Origin of the sequence: Caballeronia sp. GAWG1-5s-s (assembly GCF_023631445.1) — a bacterium.
Taxonomy (GTDB): Bacteria; Pseudomonadota; Gammaproteobacteria; order Burkholderiales; family Burkholderiaceae; genus Caballeronia.
In genome coordinates this window covers 316,405-330,713 of record NZ_JALQDC010000028.1, presented here as the reverse complement: position 1 = coordinate 330,713, position 14,309 = coordinate 316,405, and the positions used below count along the sequence as shown (strand labels likewise).

Annotated in this window: 16 protein-coding genes; 13 read left to right on the top strand and 3 right to left on the bottom strand. The window is 66.3% G+C overall.

What is annotated here, in order from left to right; all coding sequences use genetic code 11:
- Positions 1-137 precede the first annotated feature (137 nt).
- From NCR34_RS20865 to NCR34_RS20840, 6 genes are all read left to right on the top strand, one after another.
- Positions 138-485: a hypothetical protein gene (locus NCR34_RS20865; protein WP_206470655.1), complete on the top strand. Its 348-nt coding sequence runs from the start codon at positions 138-140 to the stop codon at positions 483-485.
- A gap of 38 nt (positions 486-523) precedes the next feature.
- Positions 524-1,189, top strand: coding sequence for a MarC family protein (locus tag NCR34_RS20860; RefSeq protein ID WP_248324475.1), 666 nt, complete (start codon positions 524-526; stop codon positions 1,187-1,189).
- Positions 1,190-1,287: 98 nt separating this feature from the next.
- A complete protein-coding gene (gene araD / locus NCR34_RS20855) occupies positions 1,288-3,033 on the top strand; it encodes an L-arabinonate dehydratase (RefSeq protein ID WP_248324474.1) in 1,746 nt (581 codons plus the stop codon).
- A gap of 16 nt (positions 3,034-3,049) precedes the next feature.
- Positions 3,050-3,784, top strand: coding sequence for a ribonuclease activity regulator RraA (locus tag NCR34_RS20850; protein ID WP_248324473.1), 735 nt, complete (start codon positions 3,050-3,052; stop codon positions 3,782-3,784).
- Between the two features lie 111 nt (positions 3,785-3,895).
- The gene (locus tag NCR34_RS20845) at positions 3,896-5,167 is read left to right on the top strand and encodes an MFS transporter (RefSeq protein ID WP_248324819.1); all 1,272 of its coding nucleotides are present in this window, start codon (positions 3,896-3,898) and stop codon (positions 5,165-5,167) included.
- Between the two features lie 45 nt (positions 5,168-5,212).
- The gene (locus NCR34_RS20840) at positions 5,213-6,271 is read left to right on the top strand and encodes a LacI family DNA-binding transcriptional regulator (protein WP_248324472.1); all 1,059 of its coding nucleotides are present in this window, start codon (positions 5,213-5,215) and stop codon (positions 6,269-6,271) included.
- 4 nt (positions 6,272-6,275) lie between these two features.
- On the opposite strand, the gene nudC is transcribed toward NCR34_RS20840, so the two are convergent.
- On the bottom strand, positions 6,276-7,205 hold the full coding sequence (gene nudC / locus NCR34_RS20835; protein ID WP_248324471.1) for an NAD(+) diphosphatase: 930 nt from the start codon (positions 7,203-7,205) through the stop codon (positions 6,276-6,278).
- 235 nt (positions 7,206-7,440) lie between these two features.
- On the opposite strand from nudC, the gene NCR34_RS20830 reads away from it, so the two are divergent.
- Positions 7,441-7,782: a hypothetical protein gene (locus tag NCR34_RS20830; RefSeq protein WP_248324470.1), complete on the top strand. Its 342-nt coding sequence runs from the start codon at positions 7,441-7,443 to the stop codon at positions 7,780-7,782.
- 22 nt (positions 7,783-7,804) lie between these two features.
- Here NCR34_RS20830 and NCR34_RS20825 read toward each other — a convergent pair whose 3' ends face one another.
- Positions 7,805-8,329, bottom strand: a complete 525-nt coding sequence (locus NCR34_RS20825) for a response regulator (RefSeq protein ID WP_248324469.1) — start codon at positions 8,327-8,329, stop codon at positions 7,805-7,807.
- Positions 8,330-8,586: 257 nt separating this feature from the next.
- On the opposite strand from NCR34_RS20825, the gene NCR34_RS20820 reads away from it, so the two are divergent.
- The 4 genes from NCR34_RS20820 (at position 8,587) to NCR34_RS20805 (ending at position 11,963) form a co-directional block, all read left to right on the top strand.
- Positions 8,587-9,246 carry a glutathione S-transferase family protein gene (locus NCR34_RS20820; RefSeq protein ID WP_248324468.1) on the top strand — a complete coding sequence of 220 codons (660 nt, stop codon included), beginning with the start codon at positions 8,587-8,589 and terminating at the stop codon, positions 9,244-9,246.
- Positions 9,247-9,272: 26 nt separating this feature from the next.
- Positions 9,273-9,983 carry a DUF899 family protein gene (locus NCR34_RS20815; RefSeq protein WP_248324467.1) on the top strand — a complete coding sequence of 237 codons (711 nt, stop codon included), beginning with the start codon at positions 9,273-9,275 and terminating at the stop codon, positions 9,981-9,983.
- A gap of 125 nt (positions 9,984-10,108) precedes the next feature.
- Complete coding sequence (locus NCR34_RS20810) at positions 10,109-10,804, top strand: septal ring lytic transglycosylase RlpA family protein (RefSeq protein ID WP_248324466.1); 696 nt, start codon at positions 10,109-10,111, stop codon at positions 10,802-10,804.
- A gap of 97 nt (positions 10,805-10,901) precedes the next feature.
- Positions 10,902-11,963, top strand: coding sequence for a phytoene/squalene synthase family protein (locus NCR34_RS20805; RefSeq protein WP_248324465.1), 1,062 nt, complete (start codon positions 10,902-10,904; stop codon positions 11,961-11,963).
- Here the strand turns inward: NCR34_RS20805 and NCR34_RS20800 are convergent.
- Entirely contained in the window at positions 11,941-12,762 is an 822-nt protein-coding gene (locus NCR34_RS20800; RefSeq protein ID WP_248324817.1) for a LysR substrate-binding domain-containing protein, read from the bottom strand. The two genes, NCR34_RS20805 and NCR34_RS20800, sit on opposite strands and share 23 nt — an antisense overlap.
- 138 nt (positions 12,763-12,900) lie before the next feature.
- Here NCR34_RS20800 and NCR34_RS20795 point away from each other — a divergent pair, with 138 nt between their 5' ends.
- Positions 12,901-13,779 carry an alpha/beta fold hydrolase gene (locus tag NCR34_RS20795; protein WP_248324464.1) on the top strand — a complete coding sequence of 293 codons (879 nt, stop codon included), beginning with the start codon at positions 12,901-12,903 and terminating at the stop codon, positions 13,777-13,779.
- A gap of 141 nt (positions 13,780-13,920) precedes the next feature.
- Positions 13,921-14,304 (top strand): hypothetical protein, encoded by a 384-nt coding sequence (locus NCR34_RS20790; protein ID WP_248324463.1) that lies wholly within the window; start codon positions 13,921-13,923, stop codon positions 14,302-14,304.
- Positions 14,305-14,309: the final 5 nt, after the last annotated feature.

The window sequence follows — 14,309 nt, the reverse complement described above, 5'->3', positions numbered from 1 at the left end:
ACGGCGTTTGCCGCGACGCAATATGCTGAAATGCCACGAGAACCTAGTCGTTACCGCATTGCAGAGGCCGAGGCCGCCACCGTGCGGCGGCATCCGGTGAAGTAAAATGCCAGCCTCCTTCCTTTATACGGCGACGCATGTTGCGCAAGGCCTGGCGCGGAGAAGAACGTTTCTGGAAAGTCTGGTGGCTACTCGGCCTGCCTATCCATCTCGCATGGTGGGCGGTGTACCTGTACCTCTGGGGCAGCGGCGTTGCTCCCGAAGCGTTTCTGCTGATTACCATCTGGTTCTGGCCCGGCACGCTGGGCCTGTTCGCCGCATGCGGCGCGCTCTATCTCGCGTGGTGCACGGCGGCGTGGCGCTGCTCGGGCAACGTCGACCGGCGCATGTGGACGTACGTGGCGCGCGTGCTGATCGGCGTGGGACTCGGCTCGTTTCTGACCGAGTGCGCGCTGATTCTGACTGCGCCGCTCGTGTCCGGCTGAGGACGGATAACCGAATCGACATCCACGACCTATCGAGCATGTTCAACGAATTCGTCAAGACCGTGCTCGTGATCGTCGCCGGGCTTTTTCCGATTATCAATCCGCCCGCGGTCGCGCTCGTCGTGCTGAGCATGCTGCCGCATATCAGCGATGCCGAGCGCCAGGAGCTCGCCCGGCGCATCTCGTTGAACAGCTTCGTCATTCTGCTGGTGTCGCTGTCGGTGGGCGCGTACGTGCTCAACTTCTTCGGCATCTCCATCCCGGTGCTGCGCGTGGCGGGCGGCATCGTGGTCTCGATGGCCGGCTGGAGCCTCCTTAAGGCTCCCGACGAAGACGCCTCCGCCGAGCCCACGCCCACTCCACGCAGCGGCGCGTCGCTGCGCGCGAAGGCGTTTTATCCGCTGACGTTGCCGATCACCGTCGGACCGGGCTCGATCGCGGTGGCCATCGCGCTCGGGACCGGCTCGCCGCGCCACGGCTTGCAGCCGGTTCATATCGTCGGCGTGACGGTCGGGCTTCTGCTGCTGTGCGCGAGCATCTACGTCTGCGTGCGCTTCGCCGGCTATCTGGAACGGTTGCTCGGCACCGTCGGCACGCAGGTCGCCATGCGGCTGTTCGCGTTCGTCATCTTCTGCATCGGCGTGCAGATTCTCTGGCTCGGGCTTTCCGAACTGCTCGGGTCGGTTCATCCCATCGTCAAATAAGCGTCTCTTGCTCGTGGAAACCCCAAGCGACGCTTGCCGATGATAACGCTACCATCGCGGGCATCGATATGGTAACGCTACCATCAAGGAGACTTCGCTTGACCTACGATCCCACGAAACGCAAGACGCCCGAGGAACTGCGCAGCCATCGCTGGTACGGCGTGAACGACCTGCGCTCGTTCGGGCACCGCTCGCGCACTGCGCAGATGGGCTATCACTCGTCCGATTACATGGGCAAGCCGGTCATCGCCGTGGTCAATACTTGGAGCGAGATCAACTCGTGCCATACGCACTTCAAGCAGCGCGTCGAAGAAGTGAAGCGCGGCATCTGGCAGGCGGGCGGCTTTCCGGTGGAAATGCCCGTGATGACGCTCGCGGAGCCGTTCCAAAAGCCGACGACCATGCTCTATCGCAACTTTCTCGCGATGGAAGTGGAAGAACTGCTGCGCTCGTATCCGTTCGACGGCTGCGTTCTGATGGGCGGCTGCGACAAGACCACGCCCGGCCTGTTGATGGGCGCCATCAGCATGGACCTGCCCGCCATCTATCTTCCCGCTGGCCCGATGCTGCGCGGCGACTGGAACGGCCGCACGCTCGGCAGCGGGTCGGACACGTGGAAGTACTGGGCGGAACTGCGCGCGGGCAAGATCACCGAGGACGAGTGGAAGGGCGTCGAGAGCGGCATCGCGCGCTCGCCGGGTCATTGCATGACCATGGGCACCGCGTCGACGATGACGAGCGCCACCGAAGCGCTCGGCCTCACGTTGCCCGGCTTCGCGTCGATTCCCGCCGTTGACTCGCGGCATGCGCAGTATGCGTCGCTCACCGGGCAGCGCATTGTCGAGATGGTGTGGACCGATCTGAAGCCGTCCGATATTCTCACGCCGAAGTCGTTCGACAACGCCGTGACCACCGTGCTCGCGATGTCCGGCTCGACCAACGCCATCGTGCATCTGGTGGCGGTCGCGCGGCGCGCGGGCGTGCCGCTCACGACCGGGCGCTTCGACGAACTGTCTCGCGTGACGCCGGTGATCGGCAATGTGCGGCCGGCCGGGAAGTATTTGATGGAAGACTTCTTCTACGCCGGAGGCCTGCGCGCGCTGCTCGCCGAACTCGGCGATTTGATCGACGGTTCGCAACTAACGGTCAATGGCGCGACGCTCGGCGAAAACATCGCGGGCGCCGAAATTTTCAATGACGACGTGATTCGTCGGCTCAGCAATCCGCTCGTGCCGAACGACGGCCTCGCCGTGCTCACCGGCAACCTCGCGCCCGATGGCGCCGTCATCAAGCCGGCGGCGATGGAAGCGCATCTGCTCAGGCATCGCGGGCCGGCGGTCGTGTTCAAGGACTACGGCGACATGGCCGCGCGCATCGACGACGAAGCCCTCGATATCACCGCCGATTCGGTGATCGTCCTTCAGCACGCGGGACCGGTCGGCGCGCCGGGCATGCCGGAGTGGGGCCAGTTGCCGATTCCGCAGAAGCTGTTGAAGCAGGGCGTGCGCGACATGGTGCGCATCTCGGACGCGCGCATGAGCGGCACGAGCTACGGCGCGTGCGTGCTGCACGTCGCGCCGGAATCGTTCGTTGGCGGGCCGCTCGCGCTGGTGAAGGACGGCGACATCGTCGAACTGGACGTGCCCGCGCGCCGCCTGCATCTCGAAGTCAGCGACGAAGAACTCGCCGCGCGCAAAGCCGCCTGGACGCCGCCGAAGCGCCCGTTCGAACGCGGCTTCGGCGTCATGCATCAGCTGCACGTGACGCAGGCGAACAAGGGCTGCGACTTCGATTTCCTCGAAGAGAAGACGGCCGCGCACGGCGGCGAGCCGGAAATCCACTAATAACGATACCCACACCATGACGACACAAGACATCGCCATTTCCGACGAAACGCTCGACTTGCTGCGCCACGTCAGCACCGCGACGCTCACGACGCAACTCTTCAAGCGCGGCCTGCGCAACGTGTTCTTGCAAGGCGTCGCGCCGCTCGTGAAGCCCGCGAAGGGCGCGCCGAATCTCGTCGGTCCGGCCTTCACGCTGCGCAACATCCCGGCGCGCGAAGATATCGATCACGTCGGCGTGTTTCAGGACCCGGACCATCCGCAGCGCAAGGCGGTCGAGAGCGCGCCGCCGGGCAGCGTGCTCGTGCAGGATTGCCGCGGCGATCGCACGGTGGCATCGACCGGTTCCATCCTCACGACGCGCCTGAAGGTGCGCGGCGTCGCGGGCATGGTGTCGGACGGCTGCGTGCGCGACAGCGGCACCATCGGCGAAATCGGGCTGCCGCTTTTCTGCGCGGGCGCGAGCGCGCCGCTCAATCTGGCGAAGCATCACGCGGTGGACATGAACGTGCCGATCGCGTGCGGCGGCGTGGCCGTGTATCCGGGCGATATCGTCGTCGGCGATGTCGATGGCGTCGTGATCGTGCCGCGTCACATGGCCGAGCAGGTCGCGAAGGATGCCGCCGAGCAGGAACTGCTCGAAGAGTTCGTGACGACGCGCGTGGAAGCGGGCGCGCTCTTGCGCGGCACGTATCCGCCGAATGAGGAAACGCTCGCGGCGTATGCCGAATGGCGCAAGCAGCGCGGATAAGCTCGACCGCCTCGCATTGGAGACACCGTGAACACCCGATCGCCGCTTTCCCGCAACGCGCCGCTGACCGTCGACGAGCCGCGTCTCATCAACCGCCTCGCGTGGCGGTTGATGCCGCTCGTCGGCCTGCTCTATCTCGTCGCGTATATCGACCGCTCGAACATCGGCTTCGCCAAGCTGCAGATGCTCGGCAGCCTGGGCATTTCCGAAGTGGCGTACGGGCTCGGCGCGTCGCTGTTTTTCATCGGCTATCTGATCTTCGAGATTCCGAGCAACGTGCTGCTGCACAAGTACGGCGCGCCGCGCTGGATCGCGCGGATCATGCTGACGTGGGGCGTCGTCACGATCCTGCTCGCCTTCACCACGAACGCGACGATGTTCTACATCCTGCGGTTCTTGCTCGGCGCGTCGGAGGCGGGGCTGTATCCCGGCGTCATCTATTACCTGACGCTGTGGTTTCCGCAGCGGCATCGCGTGCGGATGCTTGGGTACTTCACGCTCGGCAGCAGCATCGGCAACATGGTCGGCGCGCCGATCTGCGGCTATCTGCTCGACAAGGCGTGGTTCGGCCTGCAAGGCTGGCAACTCGTGTTCATCGTGACGGGCGTGCCGTCGGTGCTGCTCACGGCGGTCGTGCTCTTGTGGCTAACGGCATCGCCGAAGAAAGCGCGTTTTCTCTCCGACGACGAAAAAAGCTGGCTCGACGCCACGCTCGAAACCGAACGCCAGCAGGCGAAAAAAGCCGAGACGAGCCACGCGAACGTCATGCGTGTGCTGACCGAGCCGCGCGTGATCGGCATGGCGCTCTACTACATGATGCTGTCGATGTCCGTCTATGGCGTCAGCTACTGGCTGCCGACGCTGGTGAAGGGCTTCGGCGTGTCGAACACGACCAACGGCCTGCTCAACATCGTGCCGTGGCTCGCCGCGACCGTCGTGCTGGCGTGGCTGCCCGCGAAGCTGCGCGCGGCGAACGGCTCCGACCGCCGCACCACCGTGGCGATGCTGACGGCCGCGCTGCTCGGCGTCGTGTTCTTCCTCGCGAGCGTGTTCCTGCCGACCAACACGCTACGCTTTATCGCGCTGTGCCTCGGCGCGCCGTGCATGTACTTGCTGCTGCCATGCTTCTGGACGATTCCGCCGAAGTTCCTGACCGGCGCGCGCGCGGCGGCGGGCATCGCGGCGATCAATTCGCTCGGCAATGTCGGCGGGTTCATCGCGCAGAATCTCGTGCCGTGGGTGCGGCAGACGAGCGGCAGCGTGAAGGCGCCGATGCTGATTCCGGCTGCGTGCCTGCTGATTTTCGCCGTCGTGACGATGCTGCTGATGCGGCGCGGGAACACGCGCGGCGACGCCGCCGTCGATGCGCCCGCGAAGGCCTAAAATGGCGCGCTTTCTCCGATCCGCCCCTGACGCGCCAATCCATGCATGACCAAGCTCGCCGACATCTCTGACGACGCCGCAAAGGCGGGCCCCGCGCCGCGCCGCACGCGCGGCACATCGAAAGGCGTGCGCATCACGGACGTGGCGGCGTCCGCGGGCGTCTCTCCGATTACCGTCTCCCGCGTGTTCAACGCGCCGGATACGGTCGCGCCCGAGACGCTCGCCCGCGTGCGCCGCGCGGTGAGCGAGCTCGGCTACGTGCCGAACCGGCTGGCGGGCGGCTTGTCGTCGGCGAAATCGCGGCTGATCGCGGCCATCGTGCCGACCGTCGCGCATTCGCTCTTCTCGGAAACGGTGCAGGTGTTCAGCGATACCATGTCGCGCGCCGGCTATCAGGTGCTGCTCGGCCTGTCGGGCTACAGCGACGAAAACGAAGATCGACTGCTCGACGCCGTGCTGAGCCGCCGTCCGGAAGGCGTGTTGCTGACGGGCGTGGCGCATACGCCGACACTGCGTGAACGGCTGCGCAAGATCGGCATTCCGATTGTCGAGACGTGGGACATGACCGACGACCCGATCGACATGCTCGTCGGGTTTTCGCACTATCGGATCGGCGCGGCGGTGGCCCAGCGCTTCGTCGCGCGGGGCGCGGCGCATCCGGCGCTCGTCTGCGCGACGGATCAGCGCGCGCTCGCGCGGCGGCGCGGTTTCATCGACACGCTCGCTTCGCACGGCATGCGCGACGTCGCCGATGTGCTGATGCCGCCGCCTTCGTCGGTGGCGCTCGGGAAAGACGCGCTGCGGCGCATTCAGGAGTCGACGCCCGAGGTCGACGCGATATTCTGCAGTTCGGATCTGCTCGCGCTCGGCGTGGTCTCCGAGGCGCGGCGGCTCGGCCTCGACGTGCCCGCGCGGCTCGCCGTGTGCGGCTTCGGCGACCTCGACTTCGCCGCCGACACGACGCCCGCGCTCACCACGGTGCGCGTCGATGGCAAGCGCATCGGCGCGACCGCTGCGCGCTGTCTGATCGACCGGCTCGGCGGTGCCGCGCCGGTTGCGCCGGTCGATGTCGGCTTCGAGATCATCGAGCGCGAGACGCTCTGAGGCTTCAGTCGCCTTCGACGAACGCCTTCAGCAAGTGATGCGCGATCGCAAAAGCCTTCGGCGCGTTGAGTCCTTGCGGATGCGTGCCGTCGAGCATCGCGCGGACTTCGTCGCGGCTGAACCAGCGGGCGTCTTCGAGTTCTTTTTCGTCGACGGTGATCTCCGTGCCCGTCGCGCGGGCGAAGCAGCCGATCATCAGCGACGACGGAAACGGCCACGGCTGCGACGCGAAGTACCGCACGTCGGCGCAGCGAATGCCGGCTTCCTCCAGCACTTCCCGATACACCGCATGCTCGAACGTCTCGCCCGGCTCGATGAAGCCGGCGAGCGCGGAGTACATACCTGTCGCGAATTGCGGCTGACGGCCGAGCAGGCAGCGCTCGCCATCGGTGACGAGCATGATGACCACCGGGTCGACGCGCGGGAAGTGCTGCGCGCCGCAGTGGCCGCAAATGCGCCGCCAGCCGGCGCCCGCGCTGTCCGTCGGGGTTCCGCAGTTCGCGCAGAAGCGATGCCGCCGATGCCAGTCCAGCATCGACCGCGCCTCGCCGAGCGCGCTCACGAGCGGCGGCGCGACGAGCCCTTGCATGGCGACCGGGCGCAGTTCGATAGCTTCGACGCTCGCGCCCGGGAGCGCATCGGCGGCGGCCTCGGCGGTTGTATCGATCGTGCAGGCGAAGAGCGCGCGTTGGTCGGCGTCGCGCCCGAGCAGCACGGTCTGCAGCGGCGTGCCGAACTGCGCGGCTTCATGAGCGAGAAAGAGCGGATCGTGGCCGTCCGTGCGCTTGAACAGCGGCACGTTGTTCACGAAGAGGAGAAAGCGCGTCGCGGCGTCGTCGTTGAGGCTCGCGAGAAACGCTTCGTCGTCGCGCTTCTCGGACATGCGGTCAAGCGGATCTTGCGTGAAACCGATGGCGTCTGGCGGCGTGGGCATGGTGTGTTCGAAGGTCGGCGTCACGCGCCGGGGAAGGGTTCGGGGAAGCGTCAAGCGAGCATCGTAGCGAAGTTGACGCATCCTTGCTGACGGAGGCGCGGTCATGGCGACGCGGCTTTCATCGACGATAGAAACGTGCGATGGAACAGCGCGCGCCGTTTAGGAATCGTCCGCTGGCGCGCGCCGATGCGCGGCTTCTAGAGTTTCGGTCCCCCAAATCGGAAAGGAGACGCTCGTGGAGTCGAACGTGACGGTGTCGGTCAACGAAAACGGCCATGCGGTCATCACGCACGCGATGCCGCTAGTGGACTATTGCGTGAAGCGCGCCCAGACGCTCCGCGCGATGGTCGACGTCGTAAGCAGCGCGCAAGGCCATACTGACGGCGCGAGCGAGTGCGCGCCCGCGCTCGTGAAACCGTTGATGGAATTGATCCGCACGCAAGTCGCAGAACTTGCGCCGCTCTTCCGGGCGCTGGATCAACGCGCGTACGAGAAAGGATTCGACGACGGCAAGAACGTCAGCTACCCGGACAAAAAGGCACGCGAAGTCTCGAACGACGCTTCGCGGTCCGCGTGAGCCGGCAGTCACGCGAGCGAGGTCACATGCGGGCGGCGAGCGTCGTCGCGCTGAGGCGCACTTCGCGATAGATCGTGTCCGGCTGGAACGCTTGCGCGTTGCCGCGCTCGCTTTCGAGGCACGCAGCGATGCGCGGCGAGATCACCGCTTTCACGCCCGACAGCACGCGCTCACAGACGCGCCCGAGGTCCTTCAGGTCGTCGCGCGTACTCGCTATGCCGTCGGCACCCGCGCGCTGCATCGCGCGAATCGCGAGCGAATCGCTGTCGGTAGTCAATGCGACGAGCGGCGTGTGCGGCACGCATTCGCGGAGTTTGCGCAGGATGCCGAAGCGGTCGGCCGCCGGGCGCGCATGCGCACCGAGCGCGCAGCCGACGATCACGAGTTCGCCGTCCGCGCCGCGCAGCTTCGAGAGCAACTGCTCTTCGGACGTTGCGCTCGCGACCACGCGATAACGCTCGCGCGTCTCGAACCACGTCTGCAGTCCCAGCACGATGACCGGTTGCTCGTCTGCGACAACGACCCTTATCTTGTCATTGCGTAACATTTCTTGCCTCGACCCATTGATTGTTTCGTCATGTCCGGACGAGCCGTTCTCGTGACAGCTTCGCGGCGGAACCCCGCACGGTAGCAAAGGCCCGGTCCGGCGACAATGCGGCGCGTGCCGGCGCTGCATCGCACAACAAAATTTTCTCGTTCGGGTGCGCGATGTTGTCGATTCGCCGCCAGGTCGCTCGTCGTCCATGTAGCCGGCCATGCAGCGCGCCGTTCATTTTTATGCGAAGTTCCCTGCGGAGTCTGCCGATGAGTCTGATCCTCTATGCCCATCCTTTTTCGTCGTACTGTCAGAAAGCGCTGATTGCGCTCTACGAGAACGAGACGCCGTTTGCCTGGCGGCCGCTCACGCCCGACGCGCCGCAGTCCATGCGCGAACTTGCCGAGATCTGGCCCATCAGGAAATTCCCCGTGCTGGTCGACGGCGGCAAGCCGGTGATCGAAGCGACGATCATCATCGAATATCTGGACGTGTTCTATCCCGGCCCCGTGCGCCTGATTCCGGACGATCCGCGCGCGGCGCTCGAAGTGCGCTGGATGGACCGCTTCTTCGACAATTACGTGTCCACGCCGCAGCAAAAGATCGTGTTCGACTGCATGCGGGCCGAGAATGAACGCGATGCCCGAGGCGTCGCGGACGCCCGCGCGATGCTCGACACGTCCTACGCGTATCTGGATCGCGTGATGGCGAATCGCGAATGGGCTGCGGGCGATGCCTTCAGCCTCGCCGACTGCGCCGCCGCGCCGTTCCTGTTCTACGCGGACTGGACGCATCGGATCGGCGACGCTTATCCGAACGTGATCGCGTATCGCAAGCGGCTGCTCGCGCGGCCGTCGTTCGCGCGGGCGGTCGACGAGGCGCGGCCGTATCGGCCGCTCTTTCCGCTCGGCGCGCCGGATCGCGATTGAGCCGAATTCAACTCAGGAGAGCCAGCATGACATCACCGACGACGACACGTGTTCCGGCCGCCGAGTTGGCGAACCGCGCCAGCATGCGGTTTCCGAACGAAAGCGCCGAATACCGCCGGGCGCGCACCGCGTTGCTCGCGGAGGAAATCGAATTGCGGCGGCACATCGAACGCGTCGCGCAGATGCGGCGCGCGCTGCCGCCCGGCGGCGAGGTGACAGGCGACTACCGCTTCGAAGGCGAGCACGGTGTCGTCGATATGGCCGGTCTTTTCGGCGACAAGCAAACGCTCGTGACATACAGCTACATGTTCGGACCGCAACGCGAGCGCCCGTGTCCGATGTGCACGTCGCTGCTCTCGGCGTGGGAAGGCGAAGCGCGCGATATCGAACAGCGCGTCGCGCTGGCGGTGATCGCGCGCTCGCCGCTGCCACGGCTTCTTGCCTTCAAGCGGGGACGAGGCTGGCGCGATCTCAAGCTGTACTCCGACATGAACGGCAATTTCAGCCGCGATTACCACGCCGTTTCGAAAGACGGCGGCGACGAGCCGGCGCTCAACGTATTCACGCGGCGCGACGGCGTGATCAGCCATTTCTGGAGCGGCGAAATGGATTTCGCGACGGCCGACCCGGGCGAAGATCCGCGCGGCGCGCCGGACCCGATGCCGCTTTGGACCGTGCTCGACATGACGCCGGAAGGACGCGGCACCGACTGGTATCCGAAGCTCGAATACGTCTGAGGCTCCTTGCGGCGTATCTGTCAACTTGAGTCATATCTGCGCGACGTGGGTCAACTGCCGCGACGACATTGCGTTATGGGCGAGCCGGTTCCGGGTGAACCGGCGTTACATGGAGAAGCTCGCTCATGGTCGCAAAGGCATGGATTCGCCGTTCGCGCGTGGCCGGTGTCGCATCGGTCGGCGCATGGATGCTGCTGAGCGGCTGCGCGGCGCATCGGCCCGCGGTCGCAACGCCGCCGCCGCAGAAAAAACCGCAAGAGGAAAGCGCGCCCGCGGCGGCATCGGCGGTGGATGCGGTGATGGCGTCGGCGCCCGATGAGGCATCGGCGGCGGCGCCTGAGCCGTCGTCATCGCCCGAAGCGGCCTTCGACGACGCGTCGCCTGCGTTCCGGCAAGTCGGCGAGGCGTCGTATTACGCTGCCAAGTTTCAGGGCCGTCGCACGGCGAGCGGCGAGCGGTACGACATGCATGCGCTTACGGCGGCGCATCGCAGGCTGCCGCTCGGGACGTATGTGCGCGTCAGCAATCTGTCGAGAACGAAGTCGGTCGTCGTGCGAATCAACGATCGCGGGCCGTTCGTGAAGACGCGCGTGATCGATCTGTCCTTCGCCGCCGCGAGCGTGCTCGGTCTGCAACAGGCCGGACGCGCGCGCGTGGTGCTGGAACCGGTGACGCCGGTCGCGCTGGACCTCGCGCCGACGCACGCAGCTTCGGCTCACGCCGCTCACACCCGGCAGCATCGCCACACGAGAGCGGCCGTCAAGCCGGTGATGCTGCATATCTCGCATGTCCGGCATCGCGCGTCCGCGCACAAGCACTAGCGCACGAGCGCAGCGAATGCGCTGGCGAAACCGCACGGACGGATACAATGCGGCGGCGCGCACGGCCGCGCGCCTCGCCGAGTCTCCGATCCGACACATGAACCCATCACCCCGCGCGTTTCTGCTGGGCCCGTTGCTGAAGCGCGTTTCCCGGTCTTTCTATCTGACGCTGCGCATTCTGCCGCCCGGCATGCGCGATCCCATCGGACTCGCGTATCTGCTCGCGCGGGCTGCCGATACCATCGCGGATACGTCGCTCGTTGCGCCCGAGCGGCGTCTCGCATTGCTGCTGTCGCTGCGCGCGCAGGTCAACGGCGAGCCGGACGACGGCGCGCTCTCGCGCATCGAAAGCGAAGTGGCCGGACAGCAAGCCCAGCCCGACGAACGCACGCTGCTCGAATCGCTCGGCGCGGCGCTCGCGATCCTGCGCGAGACGAACGCCGCCGACCGCGCCGCCGTGCGCGACATCGTCACGACGCTGACCACCGGCATGGAATTCGATCTGCGCACGTTCCCCGACGAGACGTCCGGGCAAGTCGTCGCGCTGCAACGCTTCGACGAACTCGACCGCTATACGTATCTCGTCGCGGGATGCGTCGGCGAGTTCTGGACGAAGATGACCTACGCGCACAGCCCGGCCAAGCTGAAGGCCGCGCCCGACGCGATGCTCACGCGAGGCGTGCGCTTCGGCCAAGCGTTGCAGATGACGAACGTGCTGCGCGATTGCGCGCGCGATTTGCGCATCGGCCGATGCTATCTGCCCGGCGACATGCTCGCGCGTCATGGCCTGACGCCGACCGATTTGCTCGACGCAGGCGCGTCGGCGCGCGCGCGGCCCGTGCTCGCGGACCTGCTGCGCACGACACTTGGGCTGTATCGCGACGCGCTCGACTACACCTTCGCCATTCCCGCGAGCGCCGTGCGGCTGCGGCTTGCGTGCCTGTGGCCGATCATGATCGGCCTGGAGACGCTGGTGCTGCTCGCGCGCAACGACGCGTGGCTCGACCCCGCGCGCGTCTCGAAGGTTCGCCGCAACGACGTCTATCGCATCATGGCCGCGTCGCTGCCGCTGGTGACATCGAACGGATTGGTGGGCGCATGGGCGTCGCGCCGCATGGGCGCGATCGAAGCGGAACTCAACGCCGCAACTCCGCGATGATGCGCTCCGCCAGGAAATCGCACGGCGGACGCTTCGAGGCCGCGCTGCGCGCGAGCACCACTTCCAGCGCCGCGATTTCCGGCAGCCCGTGCGCCTGCCCGAGCAGCGTGAACCGCGACGGCACCGCGCATTTCGCGAGCGGCGCGACGGCGAGACCGGCTTCCACCATCGTCAAGACGCCGAGCAGGCTAGGACTCTCGTAAGACGTGCGATAGCCGATGCGCGCCCGCTCCAGACTGCGAATGGCGTTCTCGCGCGCGACGCTGCCCGGCAAGAACACCGCGATCGGCAGCGGCCGCTCGCGCCAGATTTCGTTGGCGCTCGGCGCGGCGGCCCAGACCATCGGCTCGTGTCGCAGGAATTCGCCCGTGATGCCCTTGATGCGCGTCGCGCAGACGAGATCCACGGCGCCGTCTTTCAGCATGGGCGCGAGCGCGGCGCTCGGCAGGCCGACCACCTGAATCTCGACCTTCGGATACGTCGCGGAGAATTTCTTGAGAATCGGCGGAAAGAGCGACGACGCGTAGTCGTCCGGCACGCCGATCACCACGCGCCCGGTCACGTCGGGCCGCACGACCGCCGCCCACGCTTCGTCGCGCAGCGCCATCATGCGGCGCGCGTAGGCGAGCAGCACTTCGCCGTCTTGCGTGGGCACCACGCTGCGCGGCTTGCGCACGAACAGCGCCTTGCCGAGCGCGGTTTCGAGCGTCTTGATCTGCATACTCACGGCCGATTGCGAGCGATGCACCAGCTCCGCCGCGCGGCTGATGTTTCCGGTGTCGGCGACGGCGACGATCATCGAGAGAACGTCGAGGTCGAGGGCTTTTACGTTCTTGGTCAAGAGGGCGCGCCATCAGAAAAGCTGAACGGTTCTATCAATATTATGCGATTTTCTTTTGCATCGGGGCGCGGCATAGTGCAGGAAAGGAGCGAACCGATGAACGCGCGTACCGATCCCGCCGTGCTGGCCGCAGTGCAAACCCTGCCCGAACCGTCGTTTGCGACGGTGGCGTCGGGCATCTCCGTGCCTTACGTCGAATGCGGCGAAGGCGAGCCGTTGCTGTTCATTCACGGTTCGCTGTGCGATTTCCGCTGGTGGAGCGCGCAACTGGCGCCGCTCGGCGAAGACTTTCGCTGCATCGCGCCGAGCCTGAGCCACTACTGGCCGGCCGTCGACGCGTACGTGCAGGGCGACTTCGGCTGGGAAGCGCACGTCGCGGAAATGGCGGACTTCATTGCCGCGCTGGACCTCGCGCCCGTGCATCTCGTCGGGCATTCGCGCGGCGGCTGCATCGCGTTTCATCTCGCGCGTGAGTATCCGCGGCTCGTAAAGACGCTGACGCTCGCCGACCCGGGCGGTCCGCTGCAAACGTCCGCTCAGTCCACGTCCGCCGCGCCCGCCGCGCTGCCGCCGGCGACGAACGCATTGCGCACGCGCGTCGCGGAACTGATCGAAGCCGGCGAGTTCGACGCGGGCCTCGAAATGTTCGTCGATTCGGTCAGCATGCCCGGCTTCTGGCGCAAGAGCACGGAGAGCTTCCGGCGCATGGCGCTCGATAACGCGCTCACGCTGCCGAAGCAGTTTCGCGATCCGCTGCCCGCCTACACGCGCGAGGCGGCGCGCGACATCAAGTGCCGCACGCTCCTGATCGACGGGCAGAAGAGTCCGCGCATGTTCCGCAGCAACGTCGAAAAGCTCGACGAGTGGATCGAATTCGCCGAGCGCGAGACGATTGCCGGGGCATCGCACGGAATGAACGTCGCGAGTCCCGGCGCGTTCAACCGCGCGGTGCGGACGTTCGCGGCGGCCTGGTAACGCGTTCGGCCGAACGGTCGTGCGGCGCGCGGCGCGACTGCTTCTCGTCGTACTTTTTGTGCGAATGTTGTGACATGACAACGGAAAACCGGCGGCGCTCGGGCTAACATCGTCCGCACCTGATTGCCGAGAGAGGCATGTGTGAGCACGGGCCACGACGATCTCGCCGCATGGAACCGCCAGCGCACCGTCACGCTGGCGCTGGAACTGGCCGATAGCGGCCGCTACGAGAATTTCGCCGACATCGCCTACGCGCTGCAATTCGAGCACGGAATGGCTTCCGCGCAGGCGCTCATCGACCATCCGGACATGCGCCGCCAACTGAACGCGCGATGCGCCGATGCCCGCGAGGCGCTCTTTCCCGAAGCGCCGGAACTACCGCAGGCGCCGGAACAGCCGGAATCGCCTCCGGCGCAATCCGCCACGCCGTCATTCTTGCGCCGCGCCGCCAGCGCGCTCCGGCGAGCGGGCGCGAGCACGGCCGACCCTGTCGCGCCCGGCGACCTCAATTCCGCCGCTTCCTGATCTTT